Origin of the sequence: Micromonospora sp. KC723, from assembly GCF_004348595.1 — a bacterium.
Taxonomy (GTDB): domain Bacteria; phylum Actinomycetota; class Actinomycetes; order Mycobacteriales; family Micromonosporaceae; genus Micromonospora.
On sequence record NZ_SMKD01000025.1, the window covers coordinates 1 to 21,400 of the forward strand.

Here is a 21,400-nt window from a genome sequence, read left to right on the forward strand (position 1 = left end):
GGGTGTAGCCGAGGGTGCGGGTGGCGTGGTCGTTGCGGCAGTTCCAGTTCTCGGACACGTGCACGAGGGAGCGGGTCAGGAACGGCGCGGGGCCGGGCAGGACGGGGTACAACATCTCCATCAGCCGGGCGAAGGCGTAGCCGGCGGTGTACGGGACGCTGAACGCGGGTCGGGGGGATCCGGTCTCGTCGGCGATGAACTCGATGACCTCGCGGGCGGTGGGCAGGGTCGGGCCGACGATGTTGAACGATTCGTAGTCGTCGAGGTGCTCGGCGGTGGCGGCCAGGGCGAACGCCTCGCCGAGGTCGGTGTCGGCGACCAGAGGCAGCCGGGCGCGGCCGCCCGCGAGCCAGGGCACCAGCCGGGTGCGCAGCCGGGGTACCAGGGCGGGCACCATGCCGAGGTTGTTGCCGGCGCCGACGAAGTGACCGAGGCGCATGGTGACCATCTGGGTGCCGTGGCGGCTGTGGCGGCGCATGTGATCGTCGAGGTCGATCAGCAGGTCCAGGTGGGGCCAGAAGCCAGTGCGGCGGGTGGGTGCGCAGTCGTCGACGGGTCCGTCGCCGGTGGGCCGGGCCGCGATCGTGAGGGTGCTGGTTTGGATGAAGCGGCGTACGCCGCTGTCGATCGCCCGGTCGACGAGGTCACGGGTGGGTTCGAAGAACTCCCGGCGCTCCTGCTCGGCGTGTCCCCAGAAGGCACCCCAGGTGCCGGCGTGGCACACCACGTCGATGCCGTCGAGCACGGCCGCCCGGTAGTCGGGGTCGCGCAGGTCCCCGGCGCGTACTTCTCCTGTCACCCCTGTCGGTAGGCGTTCGGGGCGGCGGCACGCGGCCACGACCTCGACATCGGGCCGGGTGGCGAGCGCGGTGACGATAGCGCGGCCGAGGAACCCGGTGGCGCCGGTCACTAGGACCCGGCTGCGGCGCGGCGGGACGGGCACGGTGTCGCTGGCGACTGCGGGGTGCGGAGTGCGGGCGTTCATGCGGCCGAGCCCGCCCGCCGGGCCTGGGCGTCGCGTGCCGCGTGGACCCGGGCCGCCTTCGCCATCAGCCGTCCGTTCATCCGGATGGACATCCGGCGAGGAATGGCCTTGAGCATCACCGAGATCACCGGCCCGGGAATGATCACGGGTTTGCCGGCCTGCAGCGCGCGCAGGGTTCGGCGCACCGCCACGGCAGGCGGTTGCAGCGGTCCGGGCAGGTCCTTGCGGTCCAGGCCGATCGCGTCGACGATCGGGGTGTCGACGTTGGCCGGGACGAGCACGGTGACGCGCACCCCTGCCGGCGCCAGTTCCTCGTGCAGCGCCTCACCGAGGTGCAGGACGTAGGCTTTCGCCGCGCCGACGTGCGCCATCCACGGCATGCCGTGGCGTCCACCGCTGGCCGAGGTCAGCACGATGCCGCCCCGACCCCGCGCGACCAGGCGGGGCCCGAGAGCGCGGGTGAGTTCCATATGGGTGCTCGCGTGCAGCGTGAACGCGCGCCGCAGCTCGGCGGGATCGGTGTCCAGGAAAGCCCCGGGCCGGGCGCTGCCAGCATTGGACACCAGTAGCCCCACGTCGAGGTCGGTGACAGCGTCGACGACCGCGGATGCCCCGGTCGGCAGGGACAGGTCGGTCACCACCACCCGATGGGAGACCCCGTGCGCGGCGGACAGCCGCCGGCCCAGATCGCGGAGCAGGTCGCCGCGGCGGGCGACGAGCACGACATGCAGACCCTGCGCGGCGAGGTGCTCGGCGAACGCGCGCCCGATCCCGGAGGAGGCACCGGTGATGACGGCCCACGGCCCGTACCGTTGAATCATGATTTAGACGCTAGTCCAAACGCCGGTACATGCCAAGTGGTAATCTTGGACCCATGAGAACTCCACCTCCGGACCTGGCCGGCCGACTGCTGGACGCCAGCGCGGAACTGCTGCGTGCTGACGACCCACCGCAGCTGGCCGACGTGGCCCGGCTGATGGGAGTGGCTCGGGCAACGCTCTACTACTACTTCGCCGGCCGGGAGGATCTCCTGGCGTTCATCCTGGCCGCACACGTCCGCGAAGGCGGGGAGGTGATGGCCACTGCCGACGACGAAGCGCTGCCGGCCCCCGAACGACTACGCGCCGTCCTCGCCGCGATGTGCAGCTACCTCGGTGCGCGCCCCTTCGTATGCACCGGGCTGCTCACCGCCGCCGGCGCGGGCGGACGAATGCACGAGGTACTCGCCGCCAACGACGCCGTCATCGGCGCACACCTGCGCCGGATACTCCAGGAAGGCGTGAACGCCGGCACGCTCGGCGGCACCGCCCAGCACAACCTCGACGCCACCGACGTCGCCGACGTCGCCAACGCCGCCATGGGAGCGGTCCTGCTCGCCGTGCTCGGACGAGCAGCAGCCACACTCGACACCACCGAACCCGCATTCGCAACGAAGGTCGCCGCACGCATCGTGGATGGGCTACGCGCGCGCTAAACAGCAGCACAGCGACGCGCTTCGACAGTCGACGTATCGCTCGACGTTGCTTCTTCGTCGTCGGGAACTACGGGCCCCATCGAGGCGTCGTGTTCGAGGCTGGCCATGACGGTGGTGGCGAGGTCGATGCGGTCGTGTAGGTGCGCCAGTAGCTCAACTCGTGCCAGGACTGCGTCGGTGGGCAGCACGACGCAGGCGTCGAGGGTTGCCCAATGATGACGAATACTTTACTGGCTTGAGTTTTTTTGTTTGCAAGAATTGAACAAACCGTTCTGCATACCGCTGGACGGGATGGTCGTGGACGCTTTCGTCAGCCGGGCCGGTCCTTGTCGGACAGAGACCTGGCTCACGCGGTCGCCTGCTTGACACGCAACGTCAACACTTGCTTGACTCTGGCGCAGCAACACTTAGTCGCGTGTCTATGTGATCGTCTGCTGGCGAAATGCGGCGGCCTTGGCATCGCGACTGCTATCACCTTACGGGGAGGCGGCATTGTGTCGCTTCCGAGATCGGGGGATTGCGTGAAGGTGTCAGAGAAATCCATGTCGAATGGTGCTGCCCGCCGTCTTCTGCGGGCAGTGGCGCAGGCAGTGCTGGGTCTCATCGTCGTGGTCGCCGGGACCGTGGTCCTCCCCGGCAGCGCAGCGGCCTCCGACGCCATTCCCGGCGGCAAGCTGTTCGCCGGCGGCCACTTCACCCAGGCCGGTCAGACAGTTGCCACGAGCATCGCGGCCTGGAACGGAGTCGACTGGTCCGCACTCTCCGGCCCCAACGGCGAGGGCGCAGACGAGACGGTCGACGCGATGACCATGTACAACGGCAAGCTCATCGCCGCCGGCTCGTTCATGGAGGCTGGCGGTGTGGTGGTCAGCGGCATCGCCAGCTGGAACGGGACCACCTGGGAGCCACTGGTCGGGTCGAGTGGGGCGATCGGTGTGGTGGTCCGGCCGCTCGGGTTCGTCACATCCCTGGCCGTCTACAACGGTGACCTGTACGTCGGCGGATCCTTCCCGCGCGCTGGTGGGGTGACCGTGAACAACATAGCCCGGTGGAACGGCAGCGACTGGTTCGCCTTGCCGGGCCCGGCGGGTGTCGGCACCGAGTACGGCGGCGCTGTCAGCGCGCCGGTGTGGGACCTGACCGCCGTCAACGGCCAGCTGATCGTCGCGGGCTTGTTCACCACTGCCGGTGGGGTGCCCGCCAACAGCGTCGCCGCATGGAACGGCAGCACCTGGTCGTCGGTGGACCAGCCGATCCAGGGTGCCACGGTACTGGCCGTGGAAAACTACAATGGCGCGCTGGTGGCGTCGCGGGCCTACAGCGAAAACAACTTCAGCGTCAACGACGTGGCGGTGCGTTCCAACGGCCAGTGGTCGGCGCTCGGCGGACAGCCCGGTGGCCGCTTGAACGGCGATGTCCGCGACTTCACCGTCTACAACGGGCTACTCGTCGCCGGTGGGCAGTTCACCCACGTGGGCGGGGTCGTGGTGAACAACGTCGCCGTGTGGAACGGCTCCACCTGGTCGGCGCTTTCCGGCCCTTCGGGCGTCGGAACGGACGACGGGGTGTTCGCGGTGACCCCCCACGCCGGCTTCCTCGTCGTCGGTGGCTTCTTCGACAACGCAGGGGGGCAGCCGGCGAGCAAGATCGCACGCTGGAACGGTTCTGCCTGGTCGGCCCTGCCCGGCGGCGGCGTGAACGACAACGTGTTCTCGTTGCTGTCGACGTAGGACACGTCGCGACGCCAACATCGCACCGGCGGCGCGGGGCAACCCGGCTACGACCGACCCAGCCCAGCGAGCGCTCATGGAAGCAGCTCCATCGCGGCCCTGACGACGACCGTCCGGTCGTCGTCAGGGCCGCGGTGGAGGCCGGTCAGCGACGACCTCGACGTGCTGCTCAGCTCTTCGAGGTCCAGGCGATCCGGCACCGTCGGGCGCTGCGGGTGGCGTTTGAGGCGAAAGCTACCCCGATCGGTGGCGGTCGCACGCTGGTGCAGGGATTCACCGTTGATGTGACGAATCCGAAGACGGTGCCGTCCTTCGCTAGCGTCACCGTGGTCGCGGTCCCGAACAGGCTGGTGGCCTCACCGAACCGGAAGACTCGGAAGGCGCGAGGGAGATGGGAGGACGTCCGTCTCCCACGTTACGAGATCTGGCCCGCCACGATCAGCTCACGCGGCCGCGCGGTCGGCGAGTGGGCGACGACGCTGTGCGGTGTCGGTCAGTGAACGCGGAGGTAGAGGAGCGTTGGGGTTGTACAGGTTGGTTCCGGGCGGCACGATCTCGTCGATCCGGTCGAGAGTCGCATCGCCCAGGGTCAGCGCGGCGCCCCTGAGGAGATCCACCAGCTGCGGCATCGTCCGCGGTCCGATGATCGCCGAGGTGACGGCCGGATGGGCCACGGTGAACGCAATGGCGAGCTGCGGAAGGGTGCGGCCGATGCTTTCCGCGAGTTCGACGAGCTTCTCGACGACGTCGAGCTTGGCGACGTTTGCCGCGTCCGTGGGGTCGAACAGTGCCGGCCGGATCGACGCACGCCCAGTTGACAGGTCAATGGGCTGGTCCTTGCGGTACTTGCCGGTGAGGAACCCGAAGGCCAGTGGGCTCCATACCAGTACCCCCATTCCGTAGCGTTGGCACACGGGAAGGACTGAGGCTTCGATCCCGCGGGCCAGGATCGAATACGGCGGCTGCTCGGTACGGAAGCGTCCGAGGCCACGCCGCTCGGAGACGTGATGCGCTTCCACGATCTCCTCGGCGGGGAACGTCGAGCAGCCGAAGGCGCGGATCTTTCCCTGGTGCACGAGGTCGCTGAGTACGGAGAGCGTCTCCTCGATGTCGGTCGAGGGGTCGGGGCGGTGGACCTGGTAGAGGTCGATCCAGTCGGTGTTCAGGCGCCGGAGGCTGTCGTCGACCGCCTTGAGGATCCAACGTCGTGAGTTGCCACTGCGGTTGCGGCCCTCGCCCATCTTGAAGTGCACCTTCGTGGCGAGTACAACGTCGTCACGGCGCCCCCGCAGCGCCTTTCCCACGATCTCCTCGGACTCTCCCTGTCCGTACATGTCGGCGGTGTCGACGAAGTTGATCCCCTCGTCGAGGGCGGCGTGGATGATGCGGACACAATCGTCGTGATCGGAGTTGCTGCCATCCTGGAACATCATCGTCCCGAGGCAGTAGGCGCTGACTTCGATACCGGTTCCGCCAAGCGTGCGATAGCGCATGGTGATGCTCCCCTCGCTGGTTCAAGCGGTCGTGCGGAGCGACAGAGCGTCGATCACGGAGGACCCTAGGATCTAGAGTCGGCTCTAGGTCAAGTCGCTACCCTGAGCGGTATGGCCGAGGTCGCCGCAAGTCTCAGCATCGGGCAGGTCGCCGAACGCACCGGTTTGAGCGTTCACGCGCTGCGCTTCTACGAGCACGAGGGCCTTTTCGTCAACCCCGTGCGACGCGGACCTGGCGGACGCCGCGTCTACAGCCAACATGACGTGGACTGGCTCACCGTCTGCGTCATCCTGCGCGCCTCAGGCATGCCCCTGCCCGCGCTACGCCGATACGCCGACCTCGTCAGGCAAGGAGCCGGGAACGAGGGAGAACGACTGGCACTCATGCGCGAGCACCAGGCGAACGTCACCACCCAGATCAGCAAGCTGGCAGAGAGCCTCGACCTGATCAGGTTCAAGGTCGGGGTGTATGAGGACAGCCTCGGCCTGGACAGCGCCGGCGACCGCCAGTGTCACGCTCCCGCTCCTTCGGCACCCTCGCACCCGACCGAGATCCGCATCGGCCACGCGGGTGTCGGACTCATGAACACGCCGCCTGGAGGGTGAGCCGGGGGTGTCAGGCGCGCGTGCTCGACGCATACCAGGCGTGCGTGCCATCCTGACGCCGGCTTGCGGCCACCGGTTGACATCGGCATGCGCCGGGCGTCCCGTGGCCCGTTCCCCCGGGATGGCGCAGTCCCGGCCGGGCGCAGGGTGCTGGGACGCCGGTGATCTCCGGCGCCCCAGCGTGCCGTACCCCCTAGACGATCACCGGCATCACGGCGTTGTCAGGGCGAACCGGCGGATCGTCACCGCGCCGCCCAGTGACTGGGTGGCGTAGTTGAAGATGCCGAACCGATAGCCCATGAAGAACTGCCAGGCGTTGTTGAGGGTGAGTCCGTTGCCGAGCGGGACGAAGGTGACCCCATCGGTGCTGTACGAGAACCTCGCCTGTCGACCCGAGCCGGGACGGATGTCGGCGTTGGCCCGCAACCAGATCCGCCCGCCGGACACCGGGGCGCTGGCGATCTCGGTCCCGGTGCCGGTCGTGTCCCAGTTGGTGCCCATGGTCAGGCCATTGGTCATGACCACGCGTGTGGCGCCATTGTCCCGTCTGACGCCGATCCACGCCGACGTGTCGCGCAGCATCGCAAGCCCGGCCCGGTCACCGTCACGCATCGCGGAGTAGTCCAACTCGATGGTTCCGGTCGAGGTCGGACCCTGGATCCGGTGGGTCACCGTGTTGCGGGCCCGGTAGAGGTCATGGGTCACCGACGCCGTCTGCAGGCGCAGGCCGTCGTTCACCGACCACCGGCTGTTGTCCGGGTTGTGGTTCCACTCGTACTGCGGGCCGAGAGTGGTGCCCGGGAAGGTGTCGGTGCCGGTGAGGGCCTTCACCGGACGCAGCGGCAGCGGGTGGGGGTAGTTGACGCCCCAGGAGCCGTTGACCGTCTGCACCTGCGGCCAGCCGTCGCTGGTCCAGGTGATCGGCGCCAGCGTCGGCATCCGCCCGCCCGGGTAGGCGTCGGTGAACGCCATGTAGTACCAGGCGCCGTTCTGGGTCTGCACCAGTCCGCCCTGGTGCGGCACGCCGCCGCCGGAGATCGGACCGGGCATGTTGAGCAGCACCTGCCGCTGTTCGTAGGGGCCGAACGGGCCGTTGGTCGACTTGAGCACGTACTGGCCGTTCGCCGGCCGGGTGAGCCAGATGTAGTACGCCCCGTTGCGCTTGTAGAAACGGGCCCCCTCCAGCGTGCCGATGTTCGACGGCGTCTGGTACACCTGCTGGGCCCGGACCTGGGAACGCCCGTCGGCGGAGAGTTGGGCCACGCTGATCGTGCCGTTGCCGTACGCGATGTACATGGTGTCGTTGTCGTCTATCAACATCCCGGCGTCGTAGTAGCAGTTCGGGATGGTGGCGTGCCGGCTCCACGTGCCGTCGACGGCGGACGCGGTGTAGATGTGCGTCTGGGCGAAATCGATGCAGCCGGCCCAGTAGAAGGTCCGGTTGCTCGGCCGGTAGTTCAGCGTCGAGGCCCAGATGCCGTCGACGTACGCCTGGCTGCCGTTGGCCATGTCGTACTTCGAGCCGAAGTCCAGCCGGGGCACGGAGTGCCCGGCGAACTCCCAGTTCACGAGGTCCCACGAGCGCAGCACCGGAGCGCCTGGCGAGTAGTGCATGGTCGAGGCGGACATGTAGTAGACGTCGCCGACCCGGATGATGTCGACGTCGGCGAAGTCCTGCCAGACGACGGGGTTGGTGAAGGCGCCACCGGGGTTGCTGTCGCCGACCCGGACGAGTTGCCACTGCTGGTGGTTGCCGTTGAAGTCGTCGTACTGCACGATGTTGCCGCCGTCGGCGGTTGAGCCGTTCTGCACCTCGATGGCCTTGTTGGAGTTGCGGTTGATCAGTCGTACGTGACCGTCGGCCGAGTCGGCCAGGCGGAACTGCTGGTTTGCGCCGTTGTGGTCGGCCCACTGCACGACGGCCGCGCTGTTGGCGGTGGAGAAGTTGTAGACATCCAGCACCTTGCCCGAGTGCCGGGACTTGAGCCGGTAGTAGCCACCACCAGAGTCGACGAACTGCCACTGCTGCCAGTTCCCGTCGTTGCGCGACCACTGGGTGATCCGCGCGCCGTCGTTCGTGGCCATGTTGTACACGTCCAACGCCTTACCGCTGTTGCGGTTCACCAACACGTACCACGCGTTGGGGTCCACCGTCGCCGCCGACACGGGCGACGGCGCGACGCCCACGAGGGCAACGCCCGCCACCACCGCCACGGCCGCCGCTACGACCCGCGACAACCACCCACGCCGACCCGGCGCGGCCTTCGGAAGCCCACCGATGGCAACCATGATCCTCCTTGGATTGACAGGCACCAACATGGCCGCGGGCCGTCATACCGGCACCCGAGCCACCCGCCTGCGACTGCACCAATGGATGTGACCGCTAACAGACGTGCCCCTGCCCATGAGCCGCGTACTGGCCGTATGAGCTACGGGAACGGCCATGAGCCCAGATCGCCGCTCATGTCGAACGTCCCGTTCATCGACTGTGAGCGATAACAGGTGCTTAGTCAAGACGTAACACGCGGCTTGGGCGAAGCCGCGACGCCACCCCGACTGCCATTTACAGAGATGGATGTCGGCAGTAAGGTATGACGTCGTACCACGGCAACCGACACGGCCGGCTGCCCAACGGCCGGCGTGGCCCGGGGTGTCGTCGACCGAAGCGGCGGGCTGCCCTCGCGCGACACCAAGAACGGCACGGACCAGGCGTGAAGCCATCCCCCACCGGCCACGACCGGCGTCGTCCGCGATGTTCGTAGCTCGGTGCCGGCAGCCGGAGCGCCGGTGCCGGTCACCCCTCGACCGAGGAGGATCACGTGCGCAAGCCGAGAAAATGGCTGACGTCTGTCCTGGGCGTCCTGGCGTTGACGCTCGCGACGGCTGTGACTGACGGAGTTGTCGCGCCCCGCCCGGCGCAGGCGTTGAACAACGGTGTGGCCCGCACTCCGCCGATGGGGTGGAACACCTGGAACACGTTCGGCTGCAACATCAACGAGACGCTCATCCGGCAGATGGCCGACGCGATCGTCAACCACGGCCTGCGGGACCTCGGATACAAGTACGTCGTCGTCGATGACTGCTGGTTCAACCCGGACCGGGACGCGCAGGGGAACCTCCAGGCCCATCCGCAGCGGTTCCCGAGCGGGATGAAGGCCCTCGGTGACTATCTGCACTCCCGGGGCCTGTTGTTCGGCATCTACCAGGCCCCGCTGGACCAGACCTGCGCCCAGTACTTCGACGCCTTTCCCGGCTCCACCGGCAGCCTGGGGCACGAGTACCAGGACGCCCGGCAGTTCGCCGCCTGGGGCGTGGACTACCTCAAGTACGACTGGTGCTCCCCCACCGGGACCATCAACGACCAGGTGGCCAGGTTCGGCATCATGCGCGACGCACTGGCGGCCACCGGCCGGCCGATCGTCTACAGCATCAACCCGAACAGCATCCACGAGAAGACCGGGCCGCAGCGCAACTGGAGCGACGTGGCGAACCTCTGGCGGACCACCGAAGACATCACCAACGCGTGGAACACCGGCCAGACCAACGGCTACCCGATGGGCATCCAGAACATCGTCAACGTCAACGTACCCCTCGCCGGGTATGCCGCACCGGGCGGGTTCAACGACCCGGACATGCTGGAGGTCGGCAACGGCGGCATGAACGATACCGAGATGCGCAGCCACTTCGCGCTGTGGGCGATGATGGCGGCACCACTCATGATGGGCAACGATCTACGCTCGGCCAGCGCGGCGACGCTGACGATCCTGAGGAACCAGCAGCTCATCGCCATCAACCAGGACACCCTCGGCCGCCAGGCGGTCCAGGTGTCCCACGACGGCACCCGGCGGATCCTGGCCAAACGGTTGGCCAACGGCGATGTCGCGGTCGCCCTGTTCAACCAGGGCGCCTCCACCACGACGATCTCCACCACGGCGGCGGCGATCGGCAAGACCGGCACGTCGTTCACGTTGCGGGACGCGTGGACCGACGGCACCGCCACCACCACCGGGGCCATCACCGCGAGCGTCCCAGCCCACGGCACGGTGGTGTACCGGGTCAGCGGCGGCACCACCACCGAACCACCGTCCCCCACCACATTCCGGCTGCGCAGCGAGTCGGCCGGCCGCTGCCTCGACCTGGACAACTCCAACACCGCCAACGGCACCGGAACCCTGATCTGGGACTGCCACGGCGGCACCAACCAGCAGATCACCCAAGACGGCCAGACGCTGCGGATCCTCGGCAAGTGCCTGGACCTTCCGGCGAACGCGGCCAACGGCACGCGGGTGCAGATCTGGGACTGCCACGGCGGCACCAACCAGCAGTGGACGTTCAACACCAACGGCACGGTGAGCAACGTCCGCTCCCCGTCGCTGTGCCTGGACGTCAACAACGGCGGCACCACGAACGGCACCGCGGTGATCGTCTGGTCCTGCCACGGCAACGCCAACCAGCGATGGAACCGAGCGTAGCCGGGACGTACCCGCCGATTGCGTCGACCTGCCGTCCGAGGACGCCCGGTTGCCGCCTGCCCCGCGCCACCGACGGCGTACCGCTTCACACCCTTGGGGGTAAGCCTTGAAGTTGCCAGCTGCACACCGGAGCGGCCCGACACTCAGGCGCGCCGTCGCCGCACTCCTCGGCCTGCTCTGCGCCGTCGCCCTGCTGCCTGGCCCAGGGCAGGCCGACAACCCCATCGTCCAGCACATCTACACCGCCGACCCGGCGCCGCTGGTGCACAACGGCAGGGTGTACCTCTACACCGGACACGACGAGGACAACTCGACGTACTTCACCATGCGTGAGTGGCGGGTCTTCTCCTCCGCCGACATGGTCAACTGGACCGATCACGGTGTGCCCATGAGCCTCGCGACCTTCGCCTGGGCGGACGCCGACGCCTGGGCCGGTCATGTCGTCCCCCGCAACGGGAAGTTCTACTGGTACGTGCCGGTACGCCAGCGGTCGAACAAACAGATGGTCATCGGGGTCGGTGTCGCGGACAGCCCGACCGGCCCGTTCCGGGACGCGCTCGGGCGGCCACTGGTCGGTAACGGTGAGATCGATCCGCACGCCTTCATCGACGACGACGGACAGGCATACCTCTACTGGGGCAACCCGAACCTGTGGTACGTGCGGCTGAACCCCGACATGATCTCGTACTCCGGCGGCCCGACCCGGATACCGCTCACCACCGCCGGATTCGGCACCCGCACCGGCAACCCCAGCCGCCCGACCCTCTACGAGGAAGGGCCGTGGGTCTTCAAGCGCAACGGGCTCTACTACAACGTGTTCGCGGCGGAGTGCTGCTCCGAGTTCATCGGGTACTCGACCGCGCCCGGCCCGACCGGGCCGTGGACGTACCGGGGAACGATCATGCCTCGGCAGGGCAGCAGTTTCACCAACCACGCCGGCATCATCGACTTCAACGGCGCCTCGTACTTCTTCTACCACAACGGGGCGTTGCCCGGCGGCGGTGGCTACACCCGCTCCGTCGCGGTGGAGAGGTTCACCTACAACGCCAACGGCACCTTTCCCACCATCAACATGACCACCGCGGGCGCTCCCCAGGTGGGCACACTCAACCCGTACGTGCGCCAGGAGGCCGAGACGATCGCCTGGGGATCCGGAATCGAGACGGAGCCGGCCAGCGAGGGCGGCATGAACGTCGGCTGGATCGCCAACGGCGACTACATCAAGGTCAAGGGCGTCGCGTTCGGCGCGGGTGCCCGGTCCTTCTCAGCGCGGGTCGCCTCCGCCACCAGCGGCGGCCGGATCGAGGTACGGCTGGACACCGCCAGCGGCCCGATCGTCGGCACCTGCACCGTCGGGGGCACCGGCGGCTGGCAGAACTGGACCACCACCACCTGCGGGGTGAGCGGAGCCACCGGTACGCGCGACCTGTACCTGCGCTTCGCCGGCGGCAGCGGCAACCTGTTCAACGTCAACTGGTGGCAGTTCGGCGGCGGCACCGCGTCGACGTCGTAGGGGGGGTCAGCAACCGCAACAGTGGCCAGGTCATCGACAGCCGCGGTGGCTGTCGACCGTCAGCACCGTCGACGGCGTCCCTGCACCACCTGGCCCGCATGGACGCCGTCCTCAGTCAGCGTTCGCAGTTTGCGGCAGGTCGCGGTGTCGGGCGGTCCAGACACCGCGACCTGCCGCATGCGGAGTGGATCATGCAGGGTCGGTCTGCTCCGGCCCGTCCCGTCCCGGGCACCTGCCCCGGCGTGCCGCTGTCCACATCGGCGGGTGCCTCGGTCAGCCGTGCGGTACGCCGCTGCGGTCCCCGAGTTCGGCCGTGAGCTGTTCCTCGGTGAGGGCCTCGACCTCCAGGTAGATCTCCGCGGTGGCCGTCAGGACCGCCGGGTCGGCAGCCCGGCGCAGCAGTGCGTCCGCGAGTCGGGCGACGGTCAGCGAGCCGAGCACGTCGTGCACGCGCACGTCGTCGGTGTCGAGGGCCGCGCGCAGCCGCGCCGTGATGGCCGTGGCGAGCACGGAATCGCCGCCGAGCTGGAAGTAGTCGTCGTGCAGGCCGACCGGGCCCGACCGGAGGGCCTGTGCCCAGACGTGGGCGACGAGCTGCTGCAGGGGTGTCTCGGGGAGTACCCGGGTCCCGTCAACCGGACGCGCCTCGGCGAGGGCCGTGAGCGCCTTGCGGTCGACCTTCCCGTTCGGGGTCAGCGGCAGCTCCGACGTGACGACCAGGGGGTCGGGCACCATGTGCGGCGGCAGCCGGAGAGCGGCATGCGCGGCCAGGTCCACGGCGCTGACGGCGGAAGCGACCGCGACGGCGGCCAGGCGCGGCGCGCCCAAACCGCGCAGGACGAGGGCGACCGCCTGCCGGACGCCGGGATGGTCGGAGAGGGCTGCCTCGACCTCGCCCAACTCGATCCGGAAACCGCGGATCTTCACCTGGTCGTCGGCACGGCCGAGGAACTCGATCGTGCCGTCGGGCCAGTACCGGGCGCGGTCGCCGGTCCGGTACCAGCGCACGTCGCCGACGGTGACGAACCGGTCGGCCGTGCGGTCCTCGTCGGCGCGGTACCCGTCGGCGACACCGGCACCGCCGATCCACAGCTCGCCGGGGACCCAGTCCGGGCAGTCGCGGCGCTGCGGGTCGACCACCCGGCACTGGACGTTGCGCAGCGGGGTGCCGTACGGCACGCTCGTCCACCCTTCCGGCACCAGGCCGCCGTGGACCTCCTGGACCGTGGAGTGGATCGCCGTCTCGGTCGTACCGCCCAGGGCGAGGAACCGGCAGCCGGGCACCTGGGCGTGCAGGCGCCGGGGCAGGTCGGTGCCCACCCAGTCGCCGCCGAGCAGCACCGCCCGCAGGCTGCCGCCCAGCGGCTCGGTGCGGCCCGCGGTGAGCAACATGTCCAGCAGGCTCGGCACACAGTTGAGTACCGTCACGGCGCGGTCGCGGACGAGAGTGGCCCAGGCCGTGGCGTCGCGGCGGGTCGCCTCGTCCACCACGACGACGGCACCACCGACGGACAGCGGCGCGAACAGGTCGAAGACCGACAGGTCGAAGTCCAGCGCGGACAGGGCGAGGGTGCGGTCGTCGGCGCCCAGTCCGAGCCGCTCCACCAGGTCGTCGACGGTGTTGGCGGCTGCCCGGTGGGATACCTCGACGCCTTTCGGCTCACCGGTGGAACCGGAGGTGAACAGCACGTACGCCACGTCGGTCGGATCGGCCAGGACGGGGGCGGGAGCGGGGTGATCGGCGGCGACCGCCGAGGCGTACCCGATCTCGTCGTCGCCGGCGGGGGCCTCGGCGACGACGGCGGTGACGCCGGCCCGCTGGCGGATGCGGTGTACCCGTGCCGCCGGCTGTTCCACCCCGATCGGCACGTAGTGGGCGCCGGCCGCCAGCACGCCGAGCACGGCGACGACCTGCTCCGGGCCCTTGGGCAGCCGGACGGCCACGGCGTCACCGGGCCGGACGCCCCGGTCGGTCAGCGTGCGGGCGAGGCGCAGGGCGGCGTCGGCCAGCTGGCCGTACGTGAGGACGGTGCCGGCTGCGCCGACGACCGCCGGCCGTCCCGGCTCGCGGCCGGCGCGGGCGAAGAAGGCATGGTGCAGTGGGTGTTCCGGCACCGGCCCGGCGGTGGCGTTGACCTGTTCGCGCACCGATCGGCACGCGGCCGGGCGCAGATCGCCCACCGGCTCGTCCCAGGCCGTTCCGTCCGCGACGCGGCCGAGCAGGTCACCGAACGCGGCGAACATCGCGTCCGCGACGCCGTCGGGCAGCGCGTCGGCGCGGACGTCCCAGTTGACGAGCAGGCCACCGTGCAGCTCGGTCACCTGGGCGTCGAGCACGACCTGCGGGCCCTGGGAGATGATGTGGACCGGTTCGCCGAGGACACCTTCGACCTCCGCGCCGAACAACTCGCCGAGGTCGAGCGCGCTGGTGAAGACGACGGGGGCGAGCACCTGCGTGCCGTGCTCGCGGGAGAGGTCGCGCAGCACGTCCAGGCCGGGGTAGGAGGAGTGCGCGACAGCGTCGTGCATCGACTGCTGCACGTCCTGGGCGCGCTCGGCGAACTCGACGGGTTGGGAGACGTCCACCGGCAGCAGCACCGAGCTGGTGAAGTCGCCGACGAGGCGCTCCACGTCGGGATGGATCGGCTGACGGTCGAACATCGGGACGTTGAGCAGGAAGCGCGGTACGCCGCTCCACGCCCCGAGCACCTCGGCGAAGGCCGTGGCGACGGCCACGGCGGGGGTGACGGCGTGGCGGCGCGCCTGGCGTACCAGGCCCGCGCGGGTCCTGGGGTCGAGCCACCGGTGCAGCCGGACGACCCGGTGCGGGTCGGTCCTGCGGTTGTCGGGTCGCGCCGGCAACTCGGGGGCGCCCGGCAGGTCGGCGAGCCGCTCCTGCCACCACCGCACGTCCGCGGGTCGCGGCGGTTCGGCACGCCGGTCGGCGAGGTACTGCGCGTACTGGTAGTCGAGGGCCGGCAGCGGCCGCTCGGGGTGTTCGTAGAGCCGCACCAGGTCGGCGAGGAGCATCCGGTAGCTGCGCGCGTCGGCGGCGAGCATGTCGATGTCGACGTGGACCCGGGTGCGGCCCTCGGGCAGCAGGGTGACCCGTACGTCGAGCATCCGGCCCTGGTCCACCGGCAGGAGCTGGTGGGACATCCTCTCGCGCAGGGCGGCGGTGACCGCGGCGACCTCGTCCGGGGCGGCGTCGCGCAGGTCGAGGACGGGCAACTCGGTGCCGTGCCGCCACGGCTCGACGACCTGCCGGCCGTCGTCGAGGATGCGGGCACGCAGCATGTGGTGATGCCCGGCGAGCGTGGCGAGGGCGACACCGAGCCGGGCCGGATCGACGCCGTGCCCGTCGAACTCGGTGTAGAGGTGCGCCGCGACCGCGCCGAGCTGCTGGGTCGCCTCGCGCCCCACCCAGTACGCGTGCTGCATCGGCGCGAGGGGGAACGGTTCCCCCTCGGTGACGGTGGCCGGACCCGGACGTTCGGTCGTGGTGGGTCGGCCGGGTGGCGTGGCGGTCGCGAGCAGCGCCGACCAGGCGCCGAGGGTGGGGGTGGCGATGAGGTCGGCGAAGCTCACCCGTACGCCGCGCTGGCGGAGCAGGCCCGCGATGCGCATCAGCTTGAGCGAGTCGAGACCGAGCGCGATGAGGTGGTCGTCGTCGCCCGGGGTGGTGTCCCCGCCGAGCAGCTCGAACACCAGTCGCCGCAGGTCATCCACAGTGGACATCGCCAACCCTCCGTCATGGTGCGGGAAGCTCCGCCGCCGGCCACCACCGGCCAATGGTTAGGTTAACCTAACCTACTGTCCGGGGATGTTCCTCGGGACCCCTCACCTGCCGTGCCGTTAAGGAGAAGCAGCGATGCGCGTACCGGACGACCTGGTCGCCCCTCTATCCTCCGGCCTGACACCGTGGCCCCGGGAGCTGTCCGAACGCTACGTCGAACGCGGCTACTGGGACGGGCGCACCCTGGGCCGGTTGCTGCGGGACTGGACCGCGGCGCACGGCCGCCGGCTCGCCCTGGTCGCCGGCGAGCAGCGGCTGACGTACCGGCAGCTCGACGAGCGGGCCGACCGGATGGCCGCGGGCCTCGCCGACCTCGGCATCCGCGCGGGTGACCGGGTCCTCGTCCAGCTACCCAACACCGGATCCTTCCCGCCGCTGCTGTTCGCCCTGGCGCGGATCGGTGCCGTCGCGGTGCTGACGTTGCCCGCGCACCGGTTCACGGAGATCTCCCACCTCGCGAAACTCTCCGGTGCGGTCGCCTACGTCATCGCCGACGAGGTCGCCGGGTTCGACTACCGACAGCTGGCCGGTCAGGTGACCGCGCACGCGCCGGAGCTGCGCCACGTGCTCGTCGACGGTGAGCCCGGGCCGTACACGGCGCTGGCGTCGGTCGACGCCCCGCCGCGCGAGTTCGCCGAACCGGACCCGGCCGACATCGCCCTGCTGCTGGTCTCCGGCGGGACGACGGGTGTGCCGAAGTTGATTCCGCGTACCCACAACGACTACGGCTACAACGCCCGGGCCAGCGCCGAGGTGTGCGAGCTGGACCGCGACACGGTCTACCTGGCCTGCCTGCCGATCGCCCACAACTTTCCGCTCGCCTGCCCCGGCATGCTGGGCACGTTCTCGGTCGGAGGCACGGTGGTGCTCTCCCCCTCCCCCGCGCCCGACGACGCGTTCCCGCTCATCGAGGCCGAGGGCGTCACCCACACCGCCCTCGTCCCACCACTGATCCCGTTGTGGATCGAGACCGCGGCGTGGGATCCGGCGGACCTGTCGACGTTGGAGATCCTTCAGGCCGGCGGGTCGAAGCTGTCCGCGGAGCTGGCGCGGCGCATTCCCGACGCGCTCGGCTGCCGGGTCCAGCAGGTGTTCGGGATGGCGGAAGGGCTGCTGAACTACACCCGCGGCGACGACGACGAGGACACCGTGGTGAGCACCCAGGGCCGGCCGATGTGCCCGGACGACGAGCTGCGCGTCGTCGACGCCGACGGGGCGGACGTCGCCTCGGGCGAGGTGGGCGAGCTGCTGGTACGTGGCCCGTACACCCTGCGCGGGTACTACCGGGCGCCCGAGGTCAACGCGACGGCGTTCACGCCGGACGGGTACTACACCACCGGAGACCTGGTCCGGGCACTGCCGTCCGGTCATCTCGTGGTCGAGGGCCGGGTCAAGGACACCATCGACCGCAACGGTGAGAGCGTCTCGGGTGAGGAGATCGAGAGCCACCTGCACGCCCACCCGCTCATCGACCGGTGCGCCGCGGTGGGCGTGCCCGACGGCGCCGAAGGGCAGCTGATCTGCGTGGCGCTGCGGCCGCCCGCCGGAGCCACCCCACCGGAACTGGCGGACGTGCGCGCGTTCCTGCTGGAGCGTGGCGTGGCCGCGTTCAAACTGCCGGACCTGCTGGCCGTCGTCGACGACCTGCCGTTGACCGCCATCGGCAAGATCGACAAGCGTGCGCTGGCGGCGGCCGTCGCGCCGTGACGCCGCCAGCGCACGCCTCCTGACGTCCCCGCCCGCCCCGCCGTCGCGAGCCTCGCGACGGCGGGGCGTCGGTCATCCCTGCGCGACCAGGCTGGCCGGGCGCAGATCCGTCCAGTGCGTCTGCACGTACTCGAGGCAGCCCTGGCGGGAGTCCTCGCCGTGCACGACGGACCAGCCCGCCGGCACGGCGGCGAAGGCGGGCCAGAGCGAGTGCTGGTTCTCGGCGTTGGCCAGCACCAGGTAGCGGGCGTCGTCTTCCTCGAACGGGTTCGTGGCAGCCATCGGTACTCCTTCGGTGAGGGCGGGTGGGGATCAGCCGGGATGGACGGCGGTGGCCAGACCGGCGGTGGCCGCGCGGCGCCGCACCAGCGAGTCGCAGATCTCGCCGGAGCGGACCGCGAGGGTCGACAGCAGGGATGCCGTCAGGCCGTGGCTGTGCTCGGTACCGGCGCCCTGGACGTAGAGGCCGGCCCGGATCCAGTCGGAGGTCAGCACCCGGTGATCCCGACCGATCCGCGGGCGCCCGAGCGCGTCGGTGATGCACTCGTCGGCGAGCGCCCCCAGCAGCTCCCGCCAGTCCACGGGGGCATAGCCGGTGGCCAGCACCACGGCATCCGAGTCGAGCGGGTACCGCTGCCCCGTGGTCAGCGAGCGGAGCACGCACCGCACCCCGTCGGCGGACTCGTCGACGGACTCCAGGGCGGTGGTGTTCAGGATCCGCAGCCGCTGCACGCCCGCCACCTTCTCCTGGTACACGATCCGGTAGAGCTGCTCGATCAGCTCACCGTCCACCACGGAGTAGTTGGTGTTGGCGTGGTAGCTCAGCAGCGTCTGCTTCACGTCCTCCGGCGCGGTGTAGAAGTCGTCCACGGCGGCCGGATCGAAGATCCGGTTCGCGAACGGGCTGTCGTCGGCCGGGCTGTACCCGTACCGGGCGAAAACCGCGCACACCTCCGCGTCCGGGAAGGTGCGGTGCAGGTACTCGGCCGTCTCGGCGGCGGACTGCCCGGCTCCCACGACGATGAACCGCCGGTGCCGGCGCTCCCTGAGCTCACGCGTTCGGAAGAGCAGATCATGGTTGTGCCACACCCGTGGTCCCGCGGTGACGCCGGCGGGCATCCGGGGCCGCAGGCCGGTGCTGACCACCACGTTGCGGGCCCGCAGCACCCGCCGCCGGCCGTCGGCGCGCGACACCACCACGTCGAGGTGGTCGACCGGCCCGACGCCGGTGGCCGCCGGGCGGATGGCGACGGCTGTCTCGCCGTAGGCCACCATGTCGTCCACGGCGGCGGCGCACCAGCGTAGGTAGTCGTGGAACTCGATGCGGGTCGGGAAGAAGCTCTTCTGGTTGATGAAGTCCGGCAGTCGCCCCTGCTCGTGCAGGTAACGCAGGAACGTGAACGGGCTGCCGGGGTCGCGCATGGTCACGAGGTCCTTGAGGAAGGACACCTGCATCGTCGCGCCTTCCAGGAGCATCCCGGGGTGCCAGCCGAACTGCGACTGCTGTTCGACGAACGCGGCACGTACCGCGTCGGTGTCCGGACGTCGCGCGTTGTGCTCGTGGATGGCGACGGCGAGCGCCAGGTTCGCGGGGCCGAATCCCACGCCCACCACGTCGTCGACGTGCTCCGCCGGTGAGCCTGAGTCCCGTGCTGACATGCCGGTCCTACCCCTTCCTGTGTGCGTGCGTGAACATCGGCCGCAGACCGCGGCCGCGCAGCGGCTCGACGGCGGCGTGCAGTACGGCGGACCGCTGGTCGAGCAGGTAGAAATGGCCGCCCGGGAAGGAACGGACACCGGCGAACCGCTCGGTCACCTCGGCCCAGCGGGCGGCGTCGTGGCCCGGCGTCGCCTGGTCCTGCTCGCCCCGCAGAACATGCACCGCGGTCCGCAGGCGGCTGCCCGTCTCGTCCGGCCGGTACGGTTCGAGGACGGCCAGGTCGGCACGGAAGGCGTCGACGACCAGCTGGCGCAGCTCCGGGTCGTCGAACAGCTGCGCCGGCGTGCCGCCGAGGTCACGCAGGTACACCGCGAGCCGGTCGTCGTCGTACGCCGTGAGGGACGACCGTCGCTCCCGCAGCCGGGCGGGGCTGGCGCAGCCCGACACGACCAGGCCCGCCAGCGAGCCACCCGCCGCCTCGACCCGCCGCCCGACCTCGTAGGCGACGGCGGCGCCCATGCTGTGCCCGAACAGGGCGGTCGGGCGGTCCCCCAGCGGGCGCAGCGCCTGGGCGACGGCATCGGCCAGGGACTCCAGGTCGGCCGCCGGTGGCTCGGCGCCGCGCTGCTCACGGCCGGGCAGCGTGACGGCGAGAACCTCCACCTCGGCAGGCGCGGTCCGCGCCCAGTCCAGGTAGAACGACGGCAGGCTACCGGCCGGAGTGAAGCAGACCAGCCGGCCCGTCGCGTCGGGCTTGGGTACGTACCGGCGGAACCAGCGCGCCCAGTCGTTGGTCAGCAGCATCGATCGCTTCCTCTCGCAGGGTTTCCGCGCCCCGCCGCCACGGCTGGCGGGGCGCGGTCCGGCGTCACGGCACGACGGTGGCGTCGGCCTTCGCGATGGCGGCGGTGGTGTCGGTCAGGACCTTCGTGAACCGCTGGTAGGTGAACGGCGTCTCGGTCTGCCAGTCGATGACCTGGTTGGCCTTGACGGCGGGGCTGTTCTGCCAGGCGGGGTACGTGGCCAACTGCGTCGCGTCCAGGCCGCCTTCGGGGCGGGCGTCCTCCATGACGAGGTCGGCCTGGTAGCGGCCGGCCTCCTCCCAGCTGAGCGACTCGAAACCGGCCTCGGGCTTCGCCGGCTTGACGAACCGCACGCCGAGCTGCTGCAGGAACTTCACGTCGCCGTGGAACTCGGGGTCGGCGACGAAGAAGTTCTCCTTGGTGCCCGAGACAACCTCCACCGACAGCCCCGGCTTCGCCGCCACCGCGGTCCTCAGGGCGTTGGCCGCGGCCTCGAATCCGGTCTTGGCCTGCTGGATGGCCGGACTGTTCGGATCCGCGCCCAGGGCCGCGGACAGCTCACCGAAACGCTTGACGGCGTCCGGGACCGCGACGCCCATCAGCTGGATGACCGCGATCGGGGCGACCTTCTCCACCTTCGCCCGCACCTCGTCGGGGATGTACCAGAGCATCGGACCGTAGGCCACGGTGACGATCAGGTCGGGCTTGAGGGCGATCAGCTTCTCCAACTGGAACTCGCCGAACGCGGTACCGACCGACTCGACGCCGGTGAGGTCGAGGTTGCCGATCTGCGGGCTCGGCTTGCCGTCGGAGGTCTTCTGCGGGCCGAACACACCGACCGGCTTGATGCCGAAGTCGTACAGGGCGGCCGCCGGGTGGGACTGCGCCACGATCCGGGTCGGACGCTTCGGCAGGTCGATCTTCGTACCCCGGTCGTCGGTGAAGCTCCACGGCCCGTCGGAACTCGCGGACCCCGCGCCGGCCGTGGACGGGGCCGGGTTGCCGGTGGCGCAGGCACCCAGCAGGACCGTCATGGCGACAGCGGCACCCACGGCGAGCAGCTTCTGCCCGACCCGGACGGGATGACCGATCATTGACATGGTGCGTGTTTCCTTTCAGCAGGCGCCGCGGGGCGTTCCGCCCGGCGGCGTCGGTAGGTCA

General features: G+C 70.0%; 15 protein-coding genes. 6 read left to right on the top strand and 9 right to left on the bottom strand.

Annotated features, from left to right (window positions below; translation table 11 throughout):
* Positions 1–985: NAD(P)-dependent oxidoreductase (locus tag E1165_RS08590; RefSeq protein WP_132389477.1), on the bottom strand; the 985-nt coding region annotated here is incomplete at its 3' end.
* Positions 982–1,806: an SDR family oxidoreductase gene (locus tag E1165_RS08595; RefSeq protein ID WP_132389479.1), complete on the bottom strand. Its 825-nt coding sequence runs from the start codon at positions 1,804–1,806 to the stop codon at positions 982–984. The genes E1165_RS08590 and E1165_RS08595, both read right to left, overlap by 4 nt.
* Before the next feature lie 53 nt (positions 1,807–1,859).
* On the opposite strand from E1165_RS08595, the gene E1165_RS08600 reads away from it, so the two are divergent.
* Both E1165_RS08600 and E1165_RS08605 read left to right on the top strand, forming a co-directional pair.
* Positions 1,860–2,459, top strand: coding sequence for a TetR/AcrR family transcriptional regulator (locus tag E1165_RS08600; protein ID WP_165945177.1), 600 nt, complete (start codon positions 1,860–1,862; stop codon positions 2,457–2,459).
* Positions 2,460–2,953: 494 nt separating this feature from the next.
* Positions 2,954–4,189 (top strand): hypothetical protein, encoded by a 1,236-nt coding sequence (locus tag E1165_RS08605; RefSeq protein WP_132389483.1) that lies wholly within the window; start codon positions 2,954–2,956, stop codon positions 4,187–4,189.
* A 443-nt stretch (positions 4,190–4,632) separates the two neighbouring features.
* Here E1165_RS08605 and E1165_RS08615 read toward each other — a convergent pair whose 3' ends face one another.
* A complete protein-coding gene (locus tag E1165_RS08615; RefSeq protein WP_132389485.1) occupies positions 4,633–5,682 on the bottom strand; it encodes an aldo/keto reductase in 1,050 nt (349 codons plus the stop codon).
* Positions 5,683–5,793: 111 nt separating this feature from the next.
* Here E1165_RS08615 and E1165_RS08620 point away from each other — a divergent pair, with 111 nt between their 5' ends.
* Positions 5,794–6,288, top strand: coding sequence for a MerR family transcriptional regulator (locus tag E1165_RS08620; RefSeq protein ID WP_132389487.1), 495 nt, complete (start codon positions 5,794–5,796; stop codon positions 6,286–6,288).
* A gap of 210 nt (positions 6,289–6,498) precedes the next feature.
* On the opposite strand, the gene E1165_RS08625 is transcribed toward E1165_RS08620, so the two are convergent.
* Positions 6,499–8,577, bottom strand: coding sequence for a family 43 glycosylhydrolase (locus tag E1165_RS08625; RefSeq protein ID WP_132389489.1), 2,079 nt, complete (start codon positions 8,575–8,577; stop codon positions 6,499–6,501).
* A 665-nt stretch (positions 8,578–9,242) separates the two neighbouring features.
* On the opposite strand from E1165_RS08625, the gene E1165_RS08630 reads away from it, so the two are divergent.
* A complete protein-coding gene (locus tag E1165_RS08630) occupies positions 9,243–10,760 on the top strand; it encodes an RICIN domain-containing protein (RefSeq protein WP_243704663.1) in 1,518 nt (505 codons plus the stop codon).
* Positions 10,761–10,872: 112 nt separating this feature from the next.
* Entirely contained in the window at positions 10,873–12,273 is a 1,401-nt protein-coding gene (locus tag E1165_RS08635) for a glycoside hydrolase family 43 protein (RefSeq protein ID WP_132389493.1), read from the top strand.
* A 273-nt stretch (positions 12,274–12,546) separates the two neighbouring features.
* Here the strand turns inward: E1165_RS08635 and E1165_RS08640 are convergent, their stop codons facing one another.
* Positions 12,547–16,011, bottom strand: a complete 3,465-nt coding sequence (locus E1165_RS08640; RefSeq protein WP_132389495.1) for a non-ribosomal peptide synthetase — start codon at positions 16,009–16,011, stop codon at positions 12,547–12,549.
* Positions 16,012–16,144: 133 nt separating this feature from the next.
* Here E1165_RS08640 and E1165_RS08645 point away from each other — a divergent pair, with 133 nt between their 5' ends.
* Positions 16,145–17,776, top strand: a complete 1,632-nt coding sequence (locus tag E1165_RS08645; RefSeq protein ID WP_132389497.1) for a (2,3-dihydroxybenzoyl)adenylate synthase — start codon at positions 16,145–16,147, stop codon at positions 17,774–17,776.
* A gap of 72 nt (positions 17,777–17,848) precedes the next feature.
* Here E1165_RS08645 and E1165_RS08650 read toward each other — a convergent pair whose 3' ends face one another.
* From E1165_RS08650 to E1165_RS08665, 4 genes are all read right to left on the bottom strand, one after another.
* Positions 17,849–18,058, bottom strand: a complete 210-nt coding sequence (locus tag E1165_RS08650) for an MbtH family protein (protein WP_132389499.1) — start codon at positions 18,056–18,058, stop codon at positions 17,849–17,851.
* A gap of 30 nt (positions 18,059–18,088) precedes the next feature.
* Entirely contained in the window at positions 18,089–19,435 is a 1,347-nt protein-coding gene (locus tag E1165_RS08655; RefSeq protein ID WP_132389501.1) for a lysine N(6)-hydroxylase/L-ornithine N(5)-oxygenase family protein, read from the bottom strand.
* Between the two features lie 7 nt (positions 19,436–19,442).
* Entirely contained in the window at positions 19,443–20,240 is a 798-nt protein-coding gene (locus E1165_RS08660; protein WP_132389503.1) for a thioesterase II family protein, read from the bottom strand.
* 64 nt (positions 20,241–20,304) lie between these two features.
* On the bottom strand, positions 20,305–21,339 hold the full coding sequence (locus E1165_RS08665; protein WP_132389505.1) for an ABC transporter substrate-binding protein: 1,035 nt from the start codon (positions 21,337–21,339) through the stop codon (positions 20,305–20,307).
* Positions 21,340–21,400 lie beyond the last annotated feature (61 nt).